Source organism: Winogradskyella sediminis (assembly GCF_003387355.1).
Classification (GTDB): domain Bacteria; phylum Bacteroidota; class Bacteroidia; order Flavobacteriales; family Flavobacteriaceae; genus Winogradskyella; species Winogradskyella sediminis.
The window spans coordinates 1-17,114 of sequence record NZ_QUNH01000008.1; the positions used below are offsets into that span (position 1 = coordinate 1).

Annotated in this window: 21 protein-coding genes; 2 read left to right on the plus strand and 19 right to left on the minus strand. The window is 31.1% G+C overall.

Annotation, left to right across the window (positions count from 1 at the left end; all coding sequences use genetic code 11):
* Positions 1 to 247: 247 nt before the first annotated feature.
* The 16 genes from C8N41_RS16125 to C8N41_RS17085 all read right to left on the minus strand — a co-directional run bounded on the left by C8N41_RS16125 (position 248) and on the right by C8N41_RS17085 (position 10,664).
* Complete coding sequence (locus tag C8N41_RS16125; protein WP_115840033.1) at positions 248 to 538, minus strand: helix-turn-helix domain-containing protein; 291 nt, start codon at positions 536 to 538, stop codon at positions 248 to 250.
* Between the two features lies 1 nt (position 539).
* Positions 540 to 884 carry a type II toxin-antitoxin system RelE/ParE family toxin gene (locus C8N41_RS16130; protein WP_115840017.1) on the minus strand — a complete coding sequence of 115 codons (345 nt, stop codon included), beginning with the start codon at positions 882 to 884 and terminating at the stop codon, positions 540 to 542.
* A 221-nt stretch (positions 885 to 1,105) separates the two neighbouring features.
* Positions 1,106 to 1,537 carry a hypothetical protein gene (locus C8N41_RS16135; RefSeq protein WP_015479982.1) on the minus strand — a complete coding sequence of 144 codons (432 nt, stop codon included), beginning with the start codon at positions 1,535 to 1,537 and terminating at the stop codon, positions 1,106 to 1,108.
* Positions 1,538 to 1,693: 156 nt separating this feature from the next.
* A complete protein-coding gene (locus tag C8N41_RS16140) occupies positions 1,694 to 2,446 on the minus strand; it encodes a hypothetical protein (protein ID WP_115840018.1) in 753 nt (250 codons plus the stop codon).
* Positions 2,447 to 2,628: 182 nt separating this feature from the next.
* On the minus strand, positions 2,629 to 3,156 hold the full coding sequence (locus C8N41_RS16145) for a hypothetical protein (RefSeq protein WP_115840019.1): 528 nt from the start codon (positions 3,154 to 3,156) through the stop codon (positions 2,629 to 2,631).
* Between the two features lie 163 nt (positions 3,157 to 3,319).
* Complete coding sequence (locus tag C8N41_RS16150; RefSeq protein ID WP_115840020.1) at positions 3,320 to 4,318, minus strand: DUF2806 domain-containing protein; 999 nt, start codon at positions 4,316 to 4,318, stop codon at positions 3,320 to 3,322.
* A 166-nt stretch (positions 4,319 to 4,484) separates the two neighbouring features.
* Entirely contained in the window at positions 4,485 to 4,904 is a 420-nt protein-coding gene (locus C8N41_RS16155) for a hypothetical protein (RefSeq protein ID WP_115840021.1), read from the minus strand.
* Between the two features lie 142 nt (positions 4,905 to 5,046).
* Positions 5,047 to 5,391: a hypothetical protein gene (locus C8N41_RS16160; protein WP_115840022.1), complete on the minus strand. Its 345-nt coding sequence runs from the start codon at positions 5,389 to 5,391 to the stop codon at positions 5,047 to 5,049.
* 2 nt (positions 5,392 to 5,393) lie between these two features.
* Positions 5,394 to 5,972, minus strand: a complete 579-nt coding sequence (locus C8N41_RS16165; protein WP_211318212.1) for a hypothetical protein — start codon at positions 5,970 to 5,972, stop codon at positions 5,394 to 5,396.
* 152 nt (positions 5,973 to 6,124) lie between these two features.
* Complete coding sequence (locus C8N41_RS16170) at positions 6,125 to 6,403, minus strand: Txe/YoeB family addiction module toxin (protein ID WP_115840023.1); 279 nt, start codon at positions 6,401 to 6,403, stop codon at positions 6,125 to 6,127.
* A complete protein-coding gene (locus tag C8N41_RS16175; protein ID WP_115840024.1) occupies positions 6,403 to 6,672 on the minus strand; it encodes a type II toxin-antitoxin system Phd/YefM family antitoxin in 270 nt (89 codons plus the stop codon). Before C8N41_RS16175 ends, C8N41_RS16170 begins: the two co-directional genes overlap by 1 nt.
* Positions 6,673 to 6,956: 284 nt before the next feature.
* Positions 6,957 to 7,799, minus strand: a complete 843-nt coding sequence (locus C8N41_RS16180) for a hypothetical protein (protein ID WP_115840025.1) — start codon at positions 7,797 to 7,799, stop codon at positions 6,957 to 6,959.
* A gap of 114 nt (positions 7,800 to 7,913) precedes the next feature.
* Positions 7,914 to 8,198, minus strand: a complete 285-nt coding sequence (locus tag C8N41_RS16185; protein WP_092447527.1) for a hypothetical protein — start codon at positions 8,196 to 8,198, stop codon at positions 7,914 to 7,916.
* Between the two features lie 406 nt (positions 8,199 to 8,604).
* The gene (locus C8N41_RS16190) at positions 8,605 to 9,129 is read right to left on the minus strand and encodes a glycine-rich domain-containing protein (protein WP_115840026.1); all 525 of its coding nucleotides are present in this window, start codon (positions 9,127 to 9,129) and stop codon (positions 8,605 to 8,607) included.
* Positions 9,098 to 9,754 carry a TauD/TfdA family dioxygenase gene (locus C8N41_RS16195; protein ID WP_115840027.1) on the minus strand — a complete coding sequence of 219 codons (657 nt, stop codon included), beginning with the start codon at positions 9,752 to 9,754 and terminating at the stop codon, positions 9,098 to 9,100. Before C8N41_RS16195 ends, C8N41_RS16190 begins: the two co-directional genes overlap by 32 nt.
* 157 nt (positions 9,755 to 9,911) lie before the next feature.
* A complete protein-coding gene (locus tag C8N41_RS17085; protein ID WP_211318213.1) occupies positions 9,912 to 10,664 on the minus strand; it encodes a hypothetical protein in 753 nt (250 codons plus the stop codon).
* Between the two features lie 247 nt (positions 10,665 to 10,911).
* On the opposite strand from C8N41_RS17085, the gene C8N41_RS16205 reads away from it, so the two are divergent.
* Both C8N41_RS16205 and C8N41_RS16210 read left to right on the plus strand, forming a co-directional pair.
* Positions 10,912 to 12,012 (plus strand): hypothetical protein, encoded by a 1,101-nt coding sequence (locus C8N41_RS16205; protein ID WP_147298976.1) that lies wholly within the window; start codon positions 10,912 to 10,914, stop codon positions 12,010 to 12,012.
* Between the two features lie 7 nt (positions 12,013 to 12,019).
* Positions 12,020 to 12,823 (plus strand): hypothetical protein, encoded by an 804-nt coding sequence (locus C8N41_RS16210; protein WP_115840029.1) that lies wholly within the window; start codon positions 12,020 to 12,022, stop codon positions 12,821 to 12,823.
* 820 nt (positions 12,824 to 13,643) lie between these two features.
* Here C8N41_RS16210 and C8N41_RS16215 read toward each other — a convergent pair.
* The 3 genes from C8N41_RS16215 to C8N41_RS16225 form a co-directional block, all read right to left on the minus strand.
* Entirely contained in the window at positions 13,644 to 14,438 is a 795-nt protein-coding gene (locus tag C8N41_RS16215; protein WP_170137144.1) for a cation transporter, read from the minus strand.
* Between the two features lie 614 nt (positions 14,439 to 15,052).
* Complete coding sequence (locus C8N41_RS16220) at positions 15,053 to 15,508, minus strand: hypothetical protein (protein WP_115840031.1); 456 nt, start codon at positions 15,506 to 15,508, stop codon at positions 15,053 to 15,055.
* A gap of 165 nt (positions 15,509 to 15,673) precedes the next feature.
* Positions 15,674 to 16,408 (minus strand): site-2 protease family protein, encoded by a 735-nt coding sequence (locus C8N41_RS16225; RefSeq protein ID WP_115840032.1) that lies wholly within the window; start codon positions 16,406 to 16,408, stop codon positions 15,674 to 15,676.
* Positions 16,409 to 17,114: the final 706 nt, after the last annotated feature.

Consider the following 17,114-nt stretch of genomic DNA (forward strand, 5'->3'; position numbering starts at 1 on the left):
GGTAGCTTTTTTTTCGCCAGTGTTCATTTGTTGTTTTCATAAGTGACTGTAATTAATTGCTTAATTTTTAGTCAACCTATTTCAGGAAAGTTCATTTCTCAAATGGTTGGCAACGGCTCTGTATAAAGTTTGTTGCGTTTGGTTTAGCGTAAAGTTAGCAAATAATCACTGATTAGAAAATTCGCTAGAATTTTCGCAAGTGAGCAATTAGCTAGCAATAAAATTTATACTTTGTTGTAACACGTACTTAAACTTCAATTGAAATATTCACTTTTCCTCCGAGCCCTTTTTCAACTATGTCAAATAAAGTTTTTAAAGTCAAATTACTCCCGTTATTTTCAACTCTAGAGATATAAGTTCGTTTTTTATCCACTAACTCTCCAAGTTGTTCTTGAGTTAGATTTTTGTCCTCTCTAGCTTTTCTTAGAAGCAATCCAATTTTAAAAGATTCAAAATCTCTTTCAAGTTCGTCTCTACGTTCAGTTCCTTTTTTTCCGTAAACAGAATCTTTAATTTCTCTCCAGCTTTTAGTTTCCATTTTATTTGTTTTTATCTTCATAATATGATTCCATAAGTTTTAAAGCTTTGCTAATTTCTTTTTTTGGTGTTTTCTGGGTTTTCTTTTGAAATCCATTTAATAAAACAACAAGTTTTCCATTGTCAAAGAAGCAAAAAACTCTCCAAATGTTAGAACCTAATTTAATTCTAGCTTCGTAAAGTCCTTTAGTTCCAGTCATTGCTTTCAAATAATTTGAAGGAACTCTTTCATAAGTTTCTATAATTTCAATGACTTTAAATATTTTGTCTTGAACTTTTGTAGTTTGAGTAGAAAGAAATTCCTCAAAATAATGCTTGTATGCAATAACTTCTCTAACTTTATTCATATCACAAAAGTAACTTAAAAGTTACTTTCTTCAAAATTATTATAAAGGTTTCTTGAAAATCGAGAATTTTCACACGTATGTGTTACAACGTTGTTGTGTATGATTAGTTGCGTGTTTTAAGCACTAAAGTTAGTAAATAAATCACAGATAGAAAGTCCGCGAGGACTTTCGTAAATTGGCTAAAACCAGCAATTAATTATACACGGTGTTGGCAACTGGTTTTATTTTCCCATTTTCAGTTCGTTAATATTTATTTTCAGTTTTATAGTTTTTCGGTTGCTATAAATTCCGTATTCAATTTCAAATTCTTTTTCGTACTTTTTTTTATCAGTCCATTTTACAAACTTTGGATTATAAAAAGGTCCGATTTCGAAAAGACTTTGATTCGGTTCTTCGTCAAATTCTGAAACCGCAATTAATAAATTATGAGAAACTTCAGAGCTTTCAAATCCTGCGCTTCCAGTTCCGTTGTCAATTGTATATATTCTTACAGACAAATAATTCTCACTATTTTCTCCAATTAGTTCAGAATTATTTAAAATTTTAATCAATCGAGAATCTTCAGATTTCTTTATTTTCAGAGCATTCTGACCAAATGATATTTGTATGAAACATATCGTTAAAATTAATATGAATGTTGATTTTATTTTCATTTTTCAGCTTGTTGCCAACGGTCTTGTGTATGATTTCGTTGCGTGTTTAAGCACTAAAGTTAACAAATAAATCACAGATAGAAAGTCCGCGAGGACTTTCGTAAGTAGGCTATAACTAGCAATGAATTATACACGGTGTTGTGCATAGTGCTTTTTTCAGAACCAATATACACTTCTAACGGATTTACTTTTTTTAGTTTTTGTTTTTCCACTTTCTGCATTAATAAATAGTGCTTTTGAAGTTGTCGTAGCGGAAGAGCATCTACCTAATTGCTTTCCAAATTTCCTTTTTATATTCTTATGAATAATCCATTGATAATTGTTTTTATAACTAAAATCTAGAGAAAGACTTTCTAAATCCGCAGAGTAAATTTCGTAATCTTCGGAACCTTTATTTTCCTTAAATCCTTTCTTGTTCGCAATTTTCATTGCTTGATTATAGTCAATATTTATTTTGTAATTCATTGTTTTAGGAATTCCAATTGAGTTTACAATCTTTATTTCATTTTCGCAGTCAAGTGTGATTTCAATTAAGTTAAAGAAGTCACTGTTTTTGTTTAAAATTGAATAGACCAATTCAACTTTTTTTGGTGTTTCCTTTTTGTAATTGAATAATTCTGTTGTTCTCGAATTGTTATTGACATTATACCATCTGCTACCTTCAGCATCTAAAAATATGTAGTCATTAAAAAACTCCAAGTTAAAATGAGCTTTTAGTAAACTATCAGCCTTCACTTTACATTTTAACGCCAATTCGAAATGATTAGATTTACTTTCCGATTTATAATTTATTATTCTGTGTGCAATTCGGTCAGAACTATAAATAGTATCAACTTTTACTAATTCATTTTGTCCAAAACTTAATTGTATGAATGAGGTGAAAACTAATATAAAAGTTACTATTTTCATTTATAATTTATCTTTGTGAGTTCGTTGCTCGCATTGTGCACAACGGTTTTGTGTATGGTTAGTTGCGCGGTTAAGCAACTAAGTTAGCAAACTTTTACGAACCCGTGAAAATTCCGCAGGAATTTTCGCAAGTAGGCTATAACCAAGCAATTAATTATACACGGTGTTGGCAACTGGCTTTTTTATTCACGATTAAATACTTGATTATAATATTCGTTCAATAATCCTTTTCCGTTATATTTTGTTTTTAAAATCAGTTTTGATTCAGCACAAGCCTTTTTATATAAACTTTGCTCTTTTTCATTCAGACTTTTTGAGCCTAAATAAACCATTTCATAAATCGGATTAGATTGTTCCAATTCAAACGCTTTTTTAAGCATTTCTTTCCCTTTAATTTCCAATTCCTCGTAATCTCCAAATTCGTAAGGGAAAATTGAAATTGTATATCCAGCAATAAAATTGAATTCAGCCAATTCCGAGTATTTATTCAGTCCATTTTTTAATTCAGATTCCAATTCAGTTCGTAAATCAATATCTTTCTTAAATTGTCCATTAACATCTTCAATCATAGACCACAAAAAGAAGAAATAATATTTCCACGTTTCAAATTCCGCATTATTTTCCGAAATCAGTTTTTGATATTCAGAATACGCCTCGTTATATTTTTCGGCAGTTTCTAATTCAAATATTTGTTCCAGATTTTGATTCATTCGGGATTTTTTTCAGCTTGTTGCCAACGGTTTAGTATATGGTTTGTTGCGTGATCAAGTTACTAAGTTAGTAAATAAAAACCGAATAGAAAGTCCGCGAGGACTTTCGTAAGCAGGCTAGAACCTAGCAATAAAATATATGCATTGTTACCCACAGTTATTTTTATATTTTAGTTAATTTCAAATGCTTTTTATTGAAAAACTCATCCAAATCTTTTTTGTAATTCGATGCGTCTTTTAATGGAATAATTTTTCTAAGTTCTTTACCTGCTTTTGTAAAAGTAACACCGTTTAATCTTACTGTTTTATCGTATTTCTCTTTGTCGGTTGGAATAAGTCCATAATGAGTTTCTCCAAAATATAAAGTAGCTGCAAGATGTATACCGTCATTTGCAACGCAAGGTGCGTAATTCATATACGAGTTATAATCTGAAATTATTAATCCGTATTCTTGTAAAACATTCAAATTGTCAAATGACAAACCATATTTTGTTAGTGAGTTTGATGCTGGACTTCCACTGAACGACACAACTCTGGCATCTAGCATATGAGATTTTCCAATATACATTGATACGCTTTGCGAGCATAAAAGTTGAAACAATTTTGCAGCTTGATTATCAAGTTGTGAAATTAAACGAACAGTTCTAATCGAGAATGTACCTGGTTTAGTTATTTCACCTGAAAGAATTTTTCCGAAAACTAATTTCATTTCCTCAGAAGATTTAAGTTTGGCATAATTTTCAAATTCGTTTAGCCAATCGTCACTTATTTCTTCTTTCGAAGCTTGTTGTTCATTTTCAGAATCTTCTTGCTTTAAATTGTTAGCAGCGTTTAGTGTTATTTGGTCAAGATTCAATTGTTCTTTTACAACTTTAGAAGCGAATTTCTCCGATGCTTTAATAACATACTCTTTTGGAATGTCTAACTGTTCAGCTATTTGTTCCCCTTGTTTTTCAATTATTTGGACTCTCGCACTAGATGCAGCTCTTATTTCTTTAGCAACTCCTTCCATTTTTGCGACTGGAATATCAATAGCAGCAGTACACAATTGAGCAAAAGCTTTAAAGAAGTTTTTTCTTATCGGTGCAGGTACACCAGAAACTAAATCGCCTATTGCGTCAGTTACAGTTTCCAAGCCTGATTGTTCTTCTGATTCTTCCATATTCCTTTTTTAGTTGATGTCTTGCTTAATTGTGGGTAACGGTTTTGTGTATGGTTAGTTGCGTGGTTAAGCAACTAAGTTAGCAAACTTTTACGAACCCGTGAATATTCCGCAGGAATATTCGCAAGTAGAGAAGAATACAGCAATTAATTATACACGGTGTTACCTACAGTTTTTTATTCCATTTAAAATCAGTTGTAATTCCGCTTAATATATTCGGTTTACTTTTTAATAATTCAGCACATTCAGATATATAAATTTCAACAAAGTCTCGTCCATTTTCCGTCATCATTTTCAATCCGCCAGTTTCGTCAAGGTTATGAATCCAATAAAAATTCGTTGGATAGATTTCGTGATTAAAATCAATGGGTTCCGAATGATTTGTAATTCCGATTATTGGTGTGCTTGAGTCAAATTTAAAAATCGTTGTTGAAAATTCAATATTAGCTTTTTTTGATGAAATGGAATATTCATCTTTAATCCACTTTTTCTTAAATTTCGGAAATCCAAATTCAGATTGTAAGAAAGAGAATTTAGTCAAAATCTCTTTTTCAGATACTTTCCAAGTCGGTTTAAGATTGTCCATTTTTTTAAATTGTAGGTAACGGTTTTGTGTATGGTTAGTTGCGTGGTTAAGCAACTAATTTAGCAAACATTTACGAACCTGTGAATATTCCGCAGGAATATTCGCAAATAGGTAAGAACCAAGCAATTAATTATACACGTTGTTACCCAACGTTTTTATTTCGGTTATAAAATTCCGTTTCTTTTCTCTCGAAAGGTGGATTGTACATTATTCTTTCCCATTCCTCATTCAGTTCAGGAATTTGCTTATATAATTCATTCATAAAATTTCTCCAACCCTGAAATTCCTCTGATATTATAGACGTTTTGTTTTCAGATTCGATTCGTAAGCAAACATCGTCATAAGTAATTTGTCCAAATAAAAAACCAGTCAGTTTTTCAATTTCCGACCATTTGAATTGAGTAATTTCTTCATCGAAATTGACCTGAAATCCATTTTTAGTCAGTTCAACTTTTTCAATCCGTTTTTTCTTTTTATTCCAGAACATTATCAGACGTTTTTTATTCCACGCTTTTCTAATTCCGCTTCTAATTCAATTCTTGCTTTTTTAAAGCTCCTACGAGGTTTATTATATTTTGCATTTTTCTCGTCAGCAATTAATTCTGAAATAACATATTCAATTTCGTCATTAGTCAATTCATTAGGCTCTTTCCAATATAAATCAGCACTAAATTCAGTCGGCTTAATTTTCTCGTTTTCTAATTCGTTAATTCGTTCAACTGGTTTTTCGGTTTCGACTTCAGTCAATTCGAAATCAGCTTTTGGCAATTCAGTTTTACCTATAATTTGCAAATACTCATTTAAAATTCGTTTTTCCACAAAGATTTTTCCTCCGCCAAATTTATGTCGGTCAGTCATATCTTTTTTAACTCCAGAAATCCAGTATTCATCTCCACTTTCTATATCATAAAAATTTCCCTGAATTCGGTCACTTCCAATTCTTTGAAATGCTATTCCATTGAAGTAAACTGTTTTTCCACTTTTAGAATAAGAAACTAATCCAATCCAAGCTGGTCCATTTCCAGAAAATCCACTTTTCAGTTCTAAATATTTTATTTCAGTTCTCATTTCTCAAATGTTGGGTAACGTTTATGTATAAGAATAGTTGCGGGTTTGTATGCGAGGATTTTCCGAAGGAAAATCAGACGTTACAAACACGCAACGACCTTTGATTAAGCACTAAACCGCAATTATTTTTATACGGTGTTGGCAACTGGCTTTTATTTGTCGTCATAGTGAAATCTGCATTGTATAATGGTGCATTTTTGGTCAACACCCTTTTTTCCAGATACTCTATAAACTAATCTGTGTTCTCCTGTTATTCTTCTTGACCAAAACCCTTTCAGTCCGTGTTTTAAAGGTTCTGGTTTACCAAGACCTTTGAATGGGTTCTGCTTGATAGATTTTATAAGTTCTTTTATTTTAATTGCAGTATCGTTGTCAGTATCTATCCAGTAACTAAAATCTTCCCATCCGTGTGCAGTAAAATCTATATTCATTAAAGAGCTAGTTCAATTTCATCTTCATTGTATTCAACTAAATCTCCATTATCGATTTGCTCGATTGATTCCATTAGTCTATTTCTATTAGCCTTTGTAGATAATAAGTGCTCTGTTTCTTTCAATGAATTATATTCGTTAATAGACATTATAACAACTGCATCGTCCCCTTTACTTCTAGGTACAATTATCACTTCCATTGACTTTGAAACATAGTCAAAATGTTTTTTTATACTCTTGCGAAGAGTGGAAATAGTTATTGCTCTCATAATGATTAAATTTAAATGTACAATATTTTGTACAAACAAATGTACAATATTTGTACCGAATTTCCAAATGAGTAGAATTGTCAGCTTGTTGCCAACGGCTTTGGCTATGAGTAGTTGCGTGGTTTATCACTTAACTTTGCAAGTTCACACCAAACTGAAAATCCGAGAGGATTTTCAGAAGTAGACGAGAACCAGCAATTACTTATAGCCATTGTTAGGCAACGTTTTTCTTTTTTAATTTACTAATTAAAGTACCTTTCACCTTTTTTTAAATTCCAATATTATTACTCGTTATAATAGGCTATTTCGAATGTGTCAATAGTTGTTATAGTTGCAACAGAAGATATTTCATTAATCGTTTGTTTGATGATATTTTCTTTTTGGTCATAGTCGTATTTTATAACTTTTATTTCATCTTCATTTTCATAAAAATGATGCTCTGTTAATAAACCATTATTGTACACTTTGGTTTGCTTGTTATCTAATTCGTTATTTTTAAAAACTTTTATTTTTGTACACTTATTTAAGTTGTTGTAATAATATTGCTCTGTAAAACCTACATTGTCATTAGAAATAGAGTTGGAATGCTGCATTTTAATCAGTAATGCATCTTCATATTCATAATTTATTGTATTGCTGTAGTTTTTACCATCTTCATTGTAGTAATCTTCGGTTACTAACAGTAAGTTATCGTTTTTGTCGTATTTGTATGTTTTTTCACAGTATGTATTAAATAAAAGGTTACTGTCTTTAGAATATATGATATTGTTATTTTCATCTGTTTTTTTAATCGACGACTCTACTAATTCATCATCTTCAAATACTTCTACGGTAATGTCATTTTCTTTGTAGGCATATTTGTATGTAGTTTTATAGCCATTGAGTGTTAATAGTGTTTCAACTTTGGTTTTTAATTTTCCGTCTAAATATGTATATTCTTCAGTACTTCTCTCTTTACCAAGATAATAGATGGTTTCATTTGTTAAAAATCCGTTTATATTAAACGTTTTAACATTTTCAATAGACGGTGCATCATCTACGTGTAATACTTGCGAAAATTCGTTTACACTCTTTACATTTCCTTTTAGGTTCAATTTTTCTAAATCGGTTGTGTTGGTTTTTTTCATTGTATTATTTTGGGCGTTGCAAATGGTTGTTAATAGAAATAGACAAATAAAAAGTGTTTTCATAAAAATAGATGTAGATATTTTTTTATTTTAGAATTAATGGTTCTTGTAAGATTAGTTATTCATTAAATAGTATGTAAACCCAATAGCAAAAAGGAGTACTAGTATACAACTAAATAGCCAATTCCATTCAAATTTTTGAGTGGTGTAAAATTGTATTGATGATTGTACAAAGGCTGTTAAAGCTGATAGTATAGCAATTAAAACCAAAATTATAGCTAAATAAATTAAGGCATCAAATTTTGTGGTCCAAAAATAATGGCTTAGTTTAATAAATACCATTAATCCAGCAATAAACGCTAATAGTAAAGAAGTTATTAAAAGTTTGTTTGTATTCATTTTACATCCTATTCTAAATCACTGTATATTAATTTTATAGGCTAACTCTCTCAATACTTGATATTTTTTTATGATTTAGAGTTTTTTTTGAATCTAACAATTATTAAAGCTCAAGAGAACTAAGGTAATCGAAATTTTTAGAATTCACAGAACTTTTTCAATTCGGAATTCATTGTTTCTAATGTTGCCTAACGGTCTGGTATAAGAATAGTAGGGCAGAAAGTAGGCTGTTTCCATTCGGTTGAGCCACAAGCCATTTTTTTGTTTTATTGGTTTTACAATTTACATTAATTAAAAGCTAAAACAAAAAAAGGGCGACTTTGCAGACACAAAAAGACCTTTTAATTAAGCCAAAATCGCCCTATTATTTTTATACATTGTTACCTTTAGTTGTTTCGCACGATGTTTATTTTGAAGGACAAGCGTTCCAGCATCTGTTTTCACAATCGTGCCAACATTTATTGTGTTCATCACGAGCCATTTCTTCGTCAAAGAGTTCAAGATATAAATCTTTAGTATTCTCGAAAGAGTTTTTTAAATCTTCAGCGTCTTGTTCGCCACGCATTCCGAAATATGGATAGTGGTGCATATAACCACCAAATAATTTATCACAGTCTTTATGATAAGACCTTGTGTCCAAAATATGATAATGCCAAGTTTGGTCCATTATTTTATTTGGTACAATTCCTTTTCCATATTTCATACAAAGGTTTAAGTATCTTTTGTATTCAATTTCTGCGCTATCAACTTGTTCAAAATTCCAGCCCATTCCTTCTTCTTCGTCTTGTAATTTTTGTTTCAGAAGTTCAAAGTCCAATTCTGCTACTTCTGGCGCGATACCTTTTACATTGATTAGAAACGAAATTCTCTCTGTGCTAATTGGGTCTGGGTAAATTAGATTAGTTGCTGTGTGTACTACTGTCTTTTGCATTGATAATAAATTTTGAATTAGTATAATTTGGATTGAGCCAATATCTTTTTAAAAAGCGTTCGCCCGTTATTTCTGTTCTTCCGTGGAAGATTCTATGGTTGTCAATTATTAAAATATCGTTTCGTTCGAGTTTCAACCTTATGTGTTCAGATTCTTGTATTAAATTTCTCCATTTTTTGAAAACGGGAAGTTCTCGGTATTTTTCTCGTGCTAACCAAAATGAGTAATAGAATTTTCGTTTTCCCTCGATTTCACGAACTATTGGATTAGAGTTTCTATTCTCAGGATATAGTTTATGTTCGTAAACGTGGATTTTAGAAAGCTGTCCTTTTTCAGTTTCATTAAGTTCTGCATAAACTTTTTCGGCATCGCATAACATAGAAAATCCACCTTTTTCTGCTGGTTTTTGACAATGCCAAATAATGTATTTCGCTAAATGGTTGTCAGTATGAAAATCGAGAAACTTATCAGATGTTACTAAACTTTTGCTTTCGGAATTTGCGACAACGTCAGTTTCATTAATGACATTTCCTAATTTGCTTAAAATTAGTCGTAATTCATTTTCAGTTTTGTTTGGAATATGGCTAAATCCAAAGTCATTAAGTTCGGTTTCCCAATTTTTCATTGATTGCAGAATGTTTGTTTTCAATTAAAGGTAACGTGTTTGTGTATGGTTAGTTGCGTGTTTAAGCAACTAATTTAGTAAACAATCACAATCCAGAGAAAATTCCGAAGGAATTTTCCAAGTAGGCAATTGCCCTAGCAATTAATTATACACGTTGTTAGCATACGTTATTTATTCGTTCTCTCAATTGTTCAAGTTCAGTTATAATATTTTCATCTTTAATCAATTCAGAATGTTCAGTTACTTTTTTAGTTGTTTTTTTCCAAAATGGATATAAGAAAAGCATTGAACTCGTTCCTAAATTTTTATAAGATTCATTTTTTTTCTGAATTTCATAAACATTCTTAAAATTCACTTTTCCTTTGTAAAAATCAGTTCTTTTCATTTTTACAGTAAAAAAGTCTAACAAACGATTTAATCCTTCATATATATCTTGTCCGTATTGTTTTCCATAATGAATATGACTAATTCCATATCCAACAATTAATTCAGAGTTTCCAATGTCAAATTCAAACCAAACAGATGATTCTTCTTTTTCTTGTGAATAAACAGTTATATGGAAACAGTTTTCATATTCTTTAGATTCGGTATAATTTTCAGGGAAATATTTGTCGAGAAACCCTTTAATTTCCATAAATTTTTTTCTATTATTTTCTATTTCTGTCCCTTTTTTTGTTTTCGTATAAATTCCCCAAACACAATTTGAGAATTCGCCAGCAACAAATTCCACTTCCTTATTTGGTAGCTCAATCCAAAATCGATTTAGTGATTTTGTTTCTCCATAAAGTGGGTCTTTCACAAAAATTGTTTCATAGTCAGATTTCCATTTATATTCCCAAATATTAATTCCTTCTATTTCGCAAAATTCGCCATCAGCTATTGTCTTAAAATGGTTCCATTCGATGTTCATTTCCTAATGTATGCTAACGTGTTTGTATATGGTTTGTTGCGTGGTTTAAGCACCTAATTTAGCAAATAAAAACCGAATAGAAAATCCGCGAGGATTTTTGTAAGTGGGCTAGAACTAGCAATAAATTATATACGGTGTTACCTGCTGGCTTTTGGTTTTAATTTCTATAGAATTGGATATTTCACTTTAGTATTCAAAATAAATAAAAGATTTGTTATAAATTGCAAATCAAGCTATTAATTATTTTATGATGAAATTCAAAATTTCCATTGTATTTATTCTGTTATTTTCAATTAATTTATTTGCGCAAGAAGTTACTCTTGAGTCTAAAGAGTTGACTTCTGAACAAAAAAGAAAACAAAAAATATCAGAAGAAATTAAAAAGATAAAAGTCGATTACAATAAATCTTGGATGCAATTTGAAACTACCTTTAACAAACTTTCGCCTTTAAATGTTGTTTTATATCCAACTAGAGAAAAACTAGATAAAAAAATTCAAGATATAGAACAGGCTCTTTATGAAATTCAACGATTGGGCCTTAAACAAAAATGTCAACAATTAACTAGATTAGAAAATTCAATAGGACAAACTGGAGATTATTGCTCAAATGTAGAGGGTCGAATAAAGCGGTTAAGTGAAAGGCAAAAGGAAGTTGTAAATGAAATAGCTGACCTTCAGAAAAAAGATACTGATAAAAGTAAGGATAAGCAACCAACTTTAATTGTTAATAAAAATGCTCGTGACGATTTCTGGAATGGCGTATCCGATGACTCTAAAGAGACCAAAAGTAATAACGATGATTTCTGGAATGGAAAATCTGAAAAAGTACGAGACACAAATAGTGACGATGAATTTTGGAATGGGAAGACAAAAGCTAAACAGCCTTCCAAATCTTACACCAATCAAACAAGTATATCCAAAAATGAATTAGAAATTATAGACGGAGAAGAAAATTTAAGAAGAAAAGGCTCAAGTGATTTAATTTTTCCAAAGAACAAATTTATAGGGTTTAGAAAGTTTGGGGAATTTTTTGTTGCCAAAATGAAGATTGAAACAAAAAATCTTCAATGGGAAGATATTAAACTATATAACCAGACTTATTTATTTGACAAAAATGGAAATGTTTTATTGGAATCTTTTCGACATTGTTATTTTGATGAGTCTAAAACAGAAATTCACTCTGAAACTTATGAATCAATTGTCTATTCTCATAGTGTTGATGGCGGTTATTTCTCAGATACTCTTTTTTATAAAGTAGTATATAAACTTGAAATCTATGATTTAGAAATGAATCTAAAAAGTGTAGAGAATAATACTCGTGAAGTTGAACAAAACCAATTATATTAATTCATTTATGAAAAAATTAGCAATAACAACACTATTATTATTACTAAGTATAAACACATTATGTGCACAAAGCAACGATGCTAAAGCTAGAGCTTATTTTACCGAAGCACAAACAGCATATGGCAAAGGGAGTTATAACACAGCTATTTCTAATTTAAACACAGTTGAAGAATTATTAGGCAATACTAACCCAGTAATTTTGAATTTAAAAGTTAAGGCTTATTACAGCTTAAAAGATTATGATAAAGCAAAACAATGTTTAGACGAGTTTTCTAAAAGAAGTGCAAAAGCAGATAAAGGTCTGGTAACAGAGACGCAATCCTACTATGTTAAAATTGACGATGCTATTGCAGAAGAAAAAGCAAGTAAAGAAAGAGCAAGATTGGCTGAGATAAAAAGGAAGGAAGATGCTAGGTTGGCTGAAATAAAAAAGAAGGAAGATGCAAAGCGTGCAGCTGAATTTGTTGGGGAAGTAATATCTTATCATAAAAATGGTACACTTAAAAATAAAATATATTATAATAAAGGTGATAAAAAACAAATGATAGTGTATGATGGTAATAAAATTAAGGCTTGGTTTTATAATATAGGAGGTAGTGGTAAAAATTATACTACAGATTATGGTACTCTTATAGAGGTTGAATACTTTCCCAACGGTTTGATTAATTATTTAAAATGGAAATGTATAGATTGCGATACAAGATGGGGCGGTCCGTATTATGGTTTTATTTGTGACGAAAATGGGACTTTAAAAAAAATACTTAATTATAATAAAAAAGGTAATAAAATCAAAGACATACAAAATTGGTAATTTTGTAAGTATTAAAGATATTTAGTTAATAAAGTTTAGAGTATTTGCGACGTGCATTCGAATTACAAAATAGAAATAGCTAGGATTCAGCTTGCAGGTAACGGTTTAGTATATGATTTGTAGCGTTGTTTCAGCCAGTAAGTTAGCAAATAATAATCGAAATAGAAAAACCGCGAGGTTTTTCGTGAGTAGGCTAGAAGCAGCTATAAATTATATACATTGTTAGCTAAGGTTTTTTCTTTTTGCGAACTACTCCTTTGTATATTTTCGAACGATTTGTTTTTCAGACGTTGTTTCATTTTTAACTTAAATGTCCAAAAAATCTCCGAATTAAAATTTCGATCTTTTGCGCAAAGAGAATAAGTTTTAGTTTAATTTTCGTGACATCATAATCGATTGATTTAATCAACTAATTTCGAGTTTTTTAAATTGCGAACAGTTCAGCCGTAAGTTTTGCCATTCCGCTTATCAGCCAAAAGTTGAGGATTGCTATAATATTGATTTAATTATCAGAAGTTGGGTAAGCCTAAATTCGTGCGTAACGTTCCGCAAGAGTAAGAAGTTCCTGCGTAATATTCTTTAATGTTCCGCTTTAAATTCCAGCGTATTTTGGTTTGAAAATAAGCACAGAAATTAGTGATTTCGTTGAAATTGTAAGTTAGCACCAAAATCTTTGCTAACGGGTTTGTATATGGTTTGTTGTGTGGTTTAGCACGTAATTTAGCAAATAAAAACCGAATAGAAAATCCGCGAGGATTTTCGTAAGTAGGCTAGAACTAGCAATAAATTATATACGTTGTTGTAAGTAGTGCTTTTTCGCTTACTTGCTCAATTTCAGTATTCGGAATGCACCTTGAATTACCAACACAAAAACGATTGTTCCGATAATTAAATCAGGTTTACTCGAACTCAACCAATTTACCAAAATTCCAGCAATTATTACTCCTAAATTGATAATCACGTCATTTGATGTAAAAATCATACTCGCTTTCATATGAGCCTCTTCTTTGCTTTTTGACTTTTGCAAAATGTAAAGACAAATTCCGTTTGCGATAAGAGCAAAAATCGAAACGATAATCATTGTCGAAAAATCGGGAAGTTTCTCGTCTCCAAAAAATCTTCTTAAAACTTCCACAAATCCAATAATCGCAAGTGTTATTTGAAAATATCCAGCAAGTTTTGCAATCCGCTTTTTCTTAACTATAGTTCCTCCAACCGCAAACAAACTAATTCCGTACACGAAACTGTCGGCAAGCATATCCAAACTGTCTGCAACAAGTCCCATTGATTTTGAGATAATTCCTGTTGTCATTTCGATAATGAAAAAAGCAAAATTGATTGCAAGTACAGACCAAAGTAGCTTTTTTTGGTTTGCGTTTTCTTTAAATTCCGTTTGGTCGGTTTGTTCCGTTGAGATTTTTTTTCCGCCTAAATTCAGTTCGATAACTGACTTTTCGATTTGGTCAATTTCTCCGCTGTGAAAAACAGTCAATTTTCGATTCGGAATATCAAAGTCCAGATTCGCAATACTTGAAATTCCGTCCAATTTCATTCGGATTAGATTTTCCTCTGAAGGACAGTCCATTTTGGTAATTTCAAATATCGTTTTATTCACTCGGTTTCTGGGTTTTTCGGCATTACTTACAACGGTTTTGTGTATGATTAGTTGCGTGGTTTAGCAACTAAGTTAGCAAACTTTTACGAACCTGTGAATATTCCGAAGGAATATTCGCAAGTAGGCTCAATGAAGCAATTAGTTATACACGGTGTTAACTCTAGTAATTGCTTTGTTTTTTATTTAATTCCAGTTTGAATAGAGTAGAAGCTCATTCTAAAATTCCGCGATATTGGTTTCAGATTATGAGTATAAATTCGAGCGTTGCTTTTCCGATACAGATTTCGCATACGAGCTAAGAAATCCAGTGTAATAAAATTCCGGGTGAGTGAGTTTCCAGTTCCGATAGTTATCGGAAGAGTAAAAATTCGTGCGTAGTGATTGTCAGTCCAACGTTTTAAAATTCAGATTTCGAGTGAGTTTTTGCATTCAGTTCCAGCGTAAATATCTTGTTTTTTGCTTAAAATTCCGATTTTGAAACTGCGCTGTCTTATTAGAGTTAACGGTTTTGTGTATGGTTAGTTGCGTGGTTAAGCAACTAAGTTAGTAAACATTTACGAACCCGTGAAAATTCCGCAGGAATTTTCGCAAGTAGGCAAGAACCAAGCAATTAATTATACACGGTGTTGGCAGCTGGTTTTTATTTCATTTATTAATTTATAAAATTCAGTTCCATTAAATTCAGACCATTTTTTTGAGTACAATCGTTTCTCATTTTTAATCAGCCTAATTTCAGGTTCAGAGCTTTTAAAATATAGTTCAACATTATATAATTTTATGACCCAACTTTTGAAATATTCATTTGGGTTTTTTAATTCCAAGTTATTGTGAAATATTATTCCGTTTGATTTGAATATTTCCGCAAATACATTGTTCCAGTATGAGTAAGTTCGGTTTTGTGTTAGTTCAAAGTCAACAATGTCAGATATAATTCTTTCAAGTCCACTATATTCATTAGTTCCGTCAATTCCGATTAAATTTCCTGTAATTCGAGTCGCATTTATATTATACCAACCCATTCTGGTTTCGTCAAAATCAAAAGTCCAATCTGGAAATGTCGTTACTCTCATTCTTTATAGTTCGGGTTTTGTTAACTTGCTGCCAACGGTTTTGTGTATGATTAGTGGCGTGGTTTAAACAACTAATATAGCAAATAAAAACCTAATAGAAAATCCGCGAGGATTTTCGTAAGTAGGCGAGTACTAGCCATTAATTATACACGTTGTTGCCCACAGTTATTTCGTTACTTTGTCCAATTGCATCTTCGTTGCCTTTACTAAAGATTTTGGCATTACCTTCGATGCTTTTTCAAATTCATTTTCAGTTTCCAATTCAAAATGGCCATTGGTCTCAAATTGGTATGTCAATTTAGTAAAAAGCCCAAAATATTTATAATGTTCATCTGAAATCATTGTTTCAATATCGTTTGGATTAACGTTGATATAAGAATTGTCTTTTCCATAATTACCTATAATCCGTAAAACTGCTAATTCTACATCTCGTTCTTTACCATTAGAAGTTAATCTTTGATAACGCTTTCTATCAGTAAAAAATGTTCCTGATTTATTTGGTATCGTTGTTGCCAAAAATATTCCTATTGATGCAAGTGCACCAATTAAAATAATATGTGAGGATTGAAATTCAAATGCGTAATATATTATTCCTAAAATTATAGCAAGAATAACGGATGAAATTGGTCCTGCAAGGCATATTATTGCAAGTTTTTTACTGTTTTCAGGGTTATCTTCTTTTGGTAATGTCGAGGCAATACCTCCGTAATGTGCTATATTTTTATTTAGGAATAATTTTATTTTATTATCCTCTCTTTTAATTCCTAAAGGTCCTACTACAAAAAGTTCAAACCTAAAACCTTGAACTAAACCGGCAATTAAATGGCCTAATTCGTGAACACCAAGTACTACAAAAAGTAAGATTATAATACTCAATATTTCTAAAATCTTTATTACCATTCGAGTTTTTTTTTAATTGTGGGCAACGGTTTAGTATATGATTTGTAGCGTTGTTTCAGCAAGTAAGTTAGCAAATAATAATTGAAATAGAAAAACCGCGAGGTTTTTCGTGAGTAGGCTAGAAGTAGCTATAAATTATATACATTGTTAGCTAAGGTTTTTTCTTTTTGCGAACTACTCCTTTGTGTATTTCCGGACGATTTGTTTTTCAGACGTTGTTTCATTTTTTACTTAAATGTCAAAAAAATCTCCGAATTATTATTTCAATCTTTTCCGCAAAGAGAATTAGTTTTGTTTTTCAACCTAAATTTTCGTGAAATCAGAATTGATTGATTTAAACAACTAATTTCGAGTTTTTTAAACAGCGAACAGTTCAGCCGTACGTTTTGCCATTCCGCTTATCAGCCAAAAGTTGAGGATTGCTATAATATTGATTTAATTATCAGAAGTTGGGTAAGCCTAAATTCGTGCGTAACGTTCCGCAAGAGTAAGAAGTTCCTGCGTAATATTCTTTAATGTTCCGCTTTAAATTCCAGCGTATTTTGGGATGCAAATAAGCACAGAATTTAGTGATTGCGTTGAAATTGTAAGTTAGCACCAAAATCTTTGCTAACGTGTTTGTGTATGGTTAGTTGCGTGGTTAAGCAACTAAATTAGTAAACTTTTACTTGCCAGAGAATATTCCGCAGGAATATTCGTAAGTAGG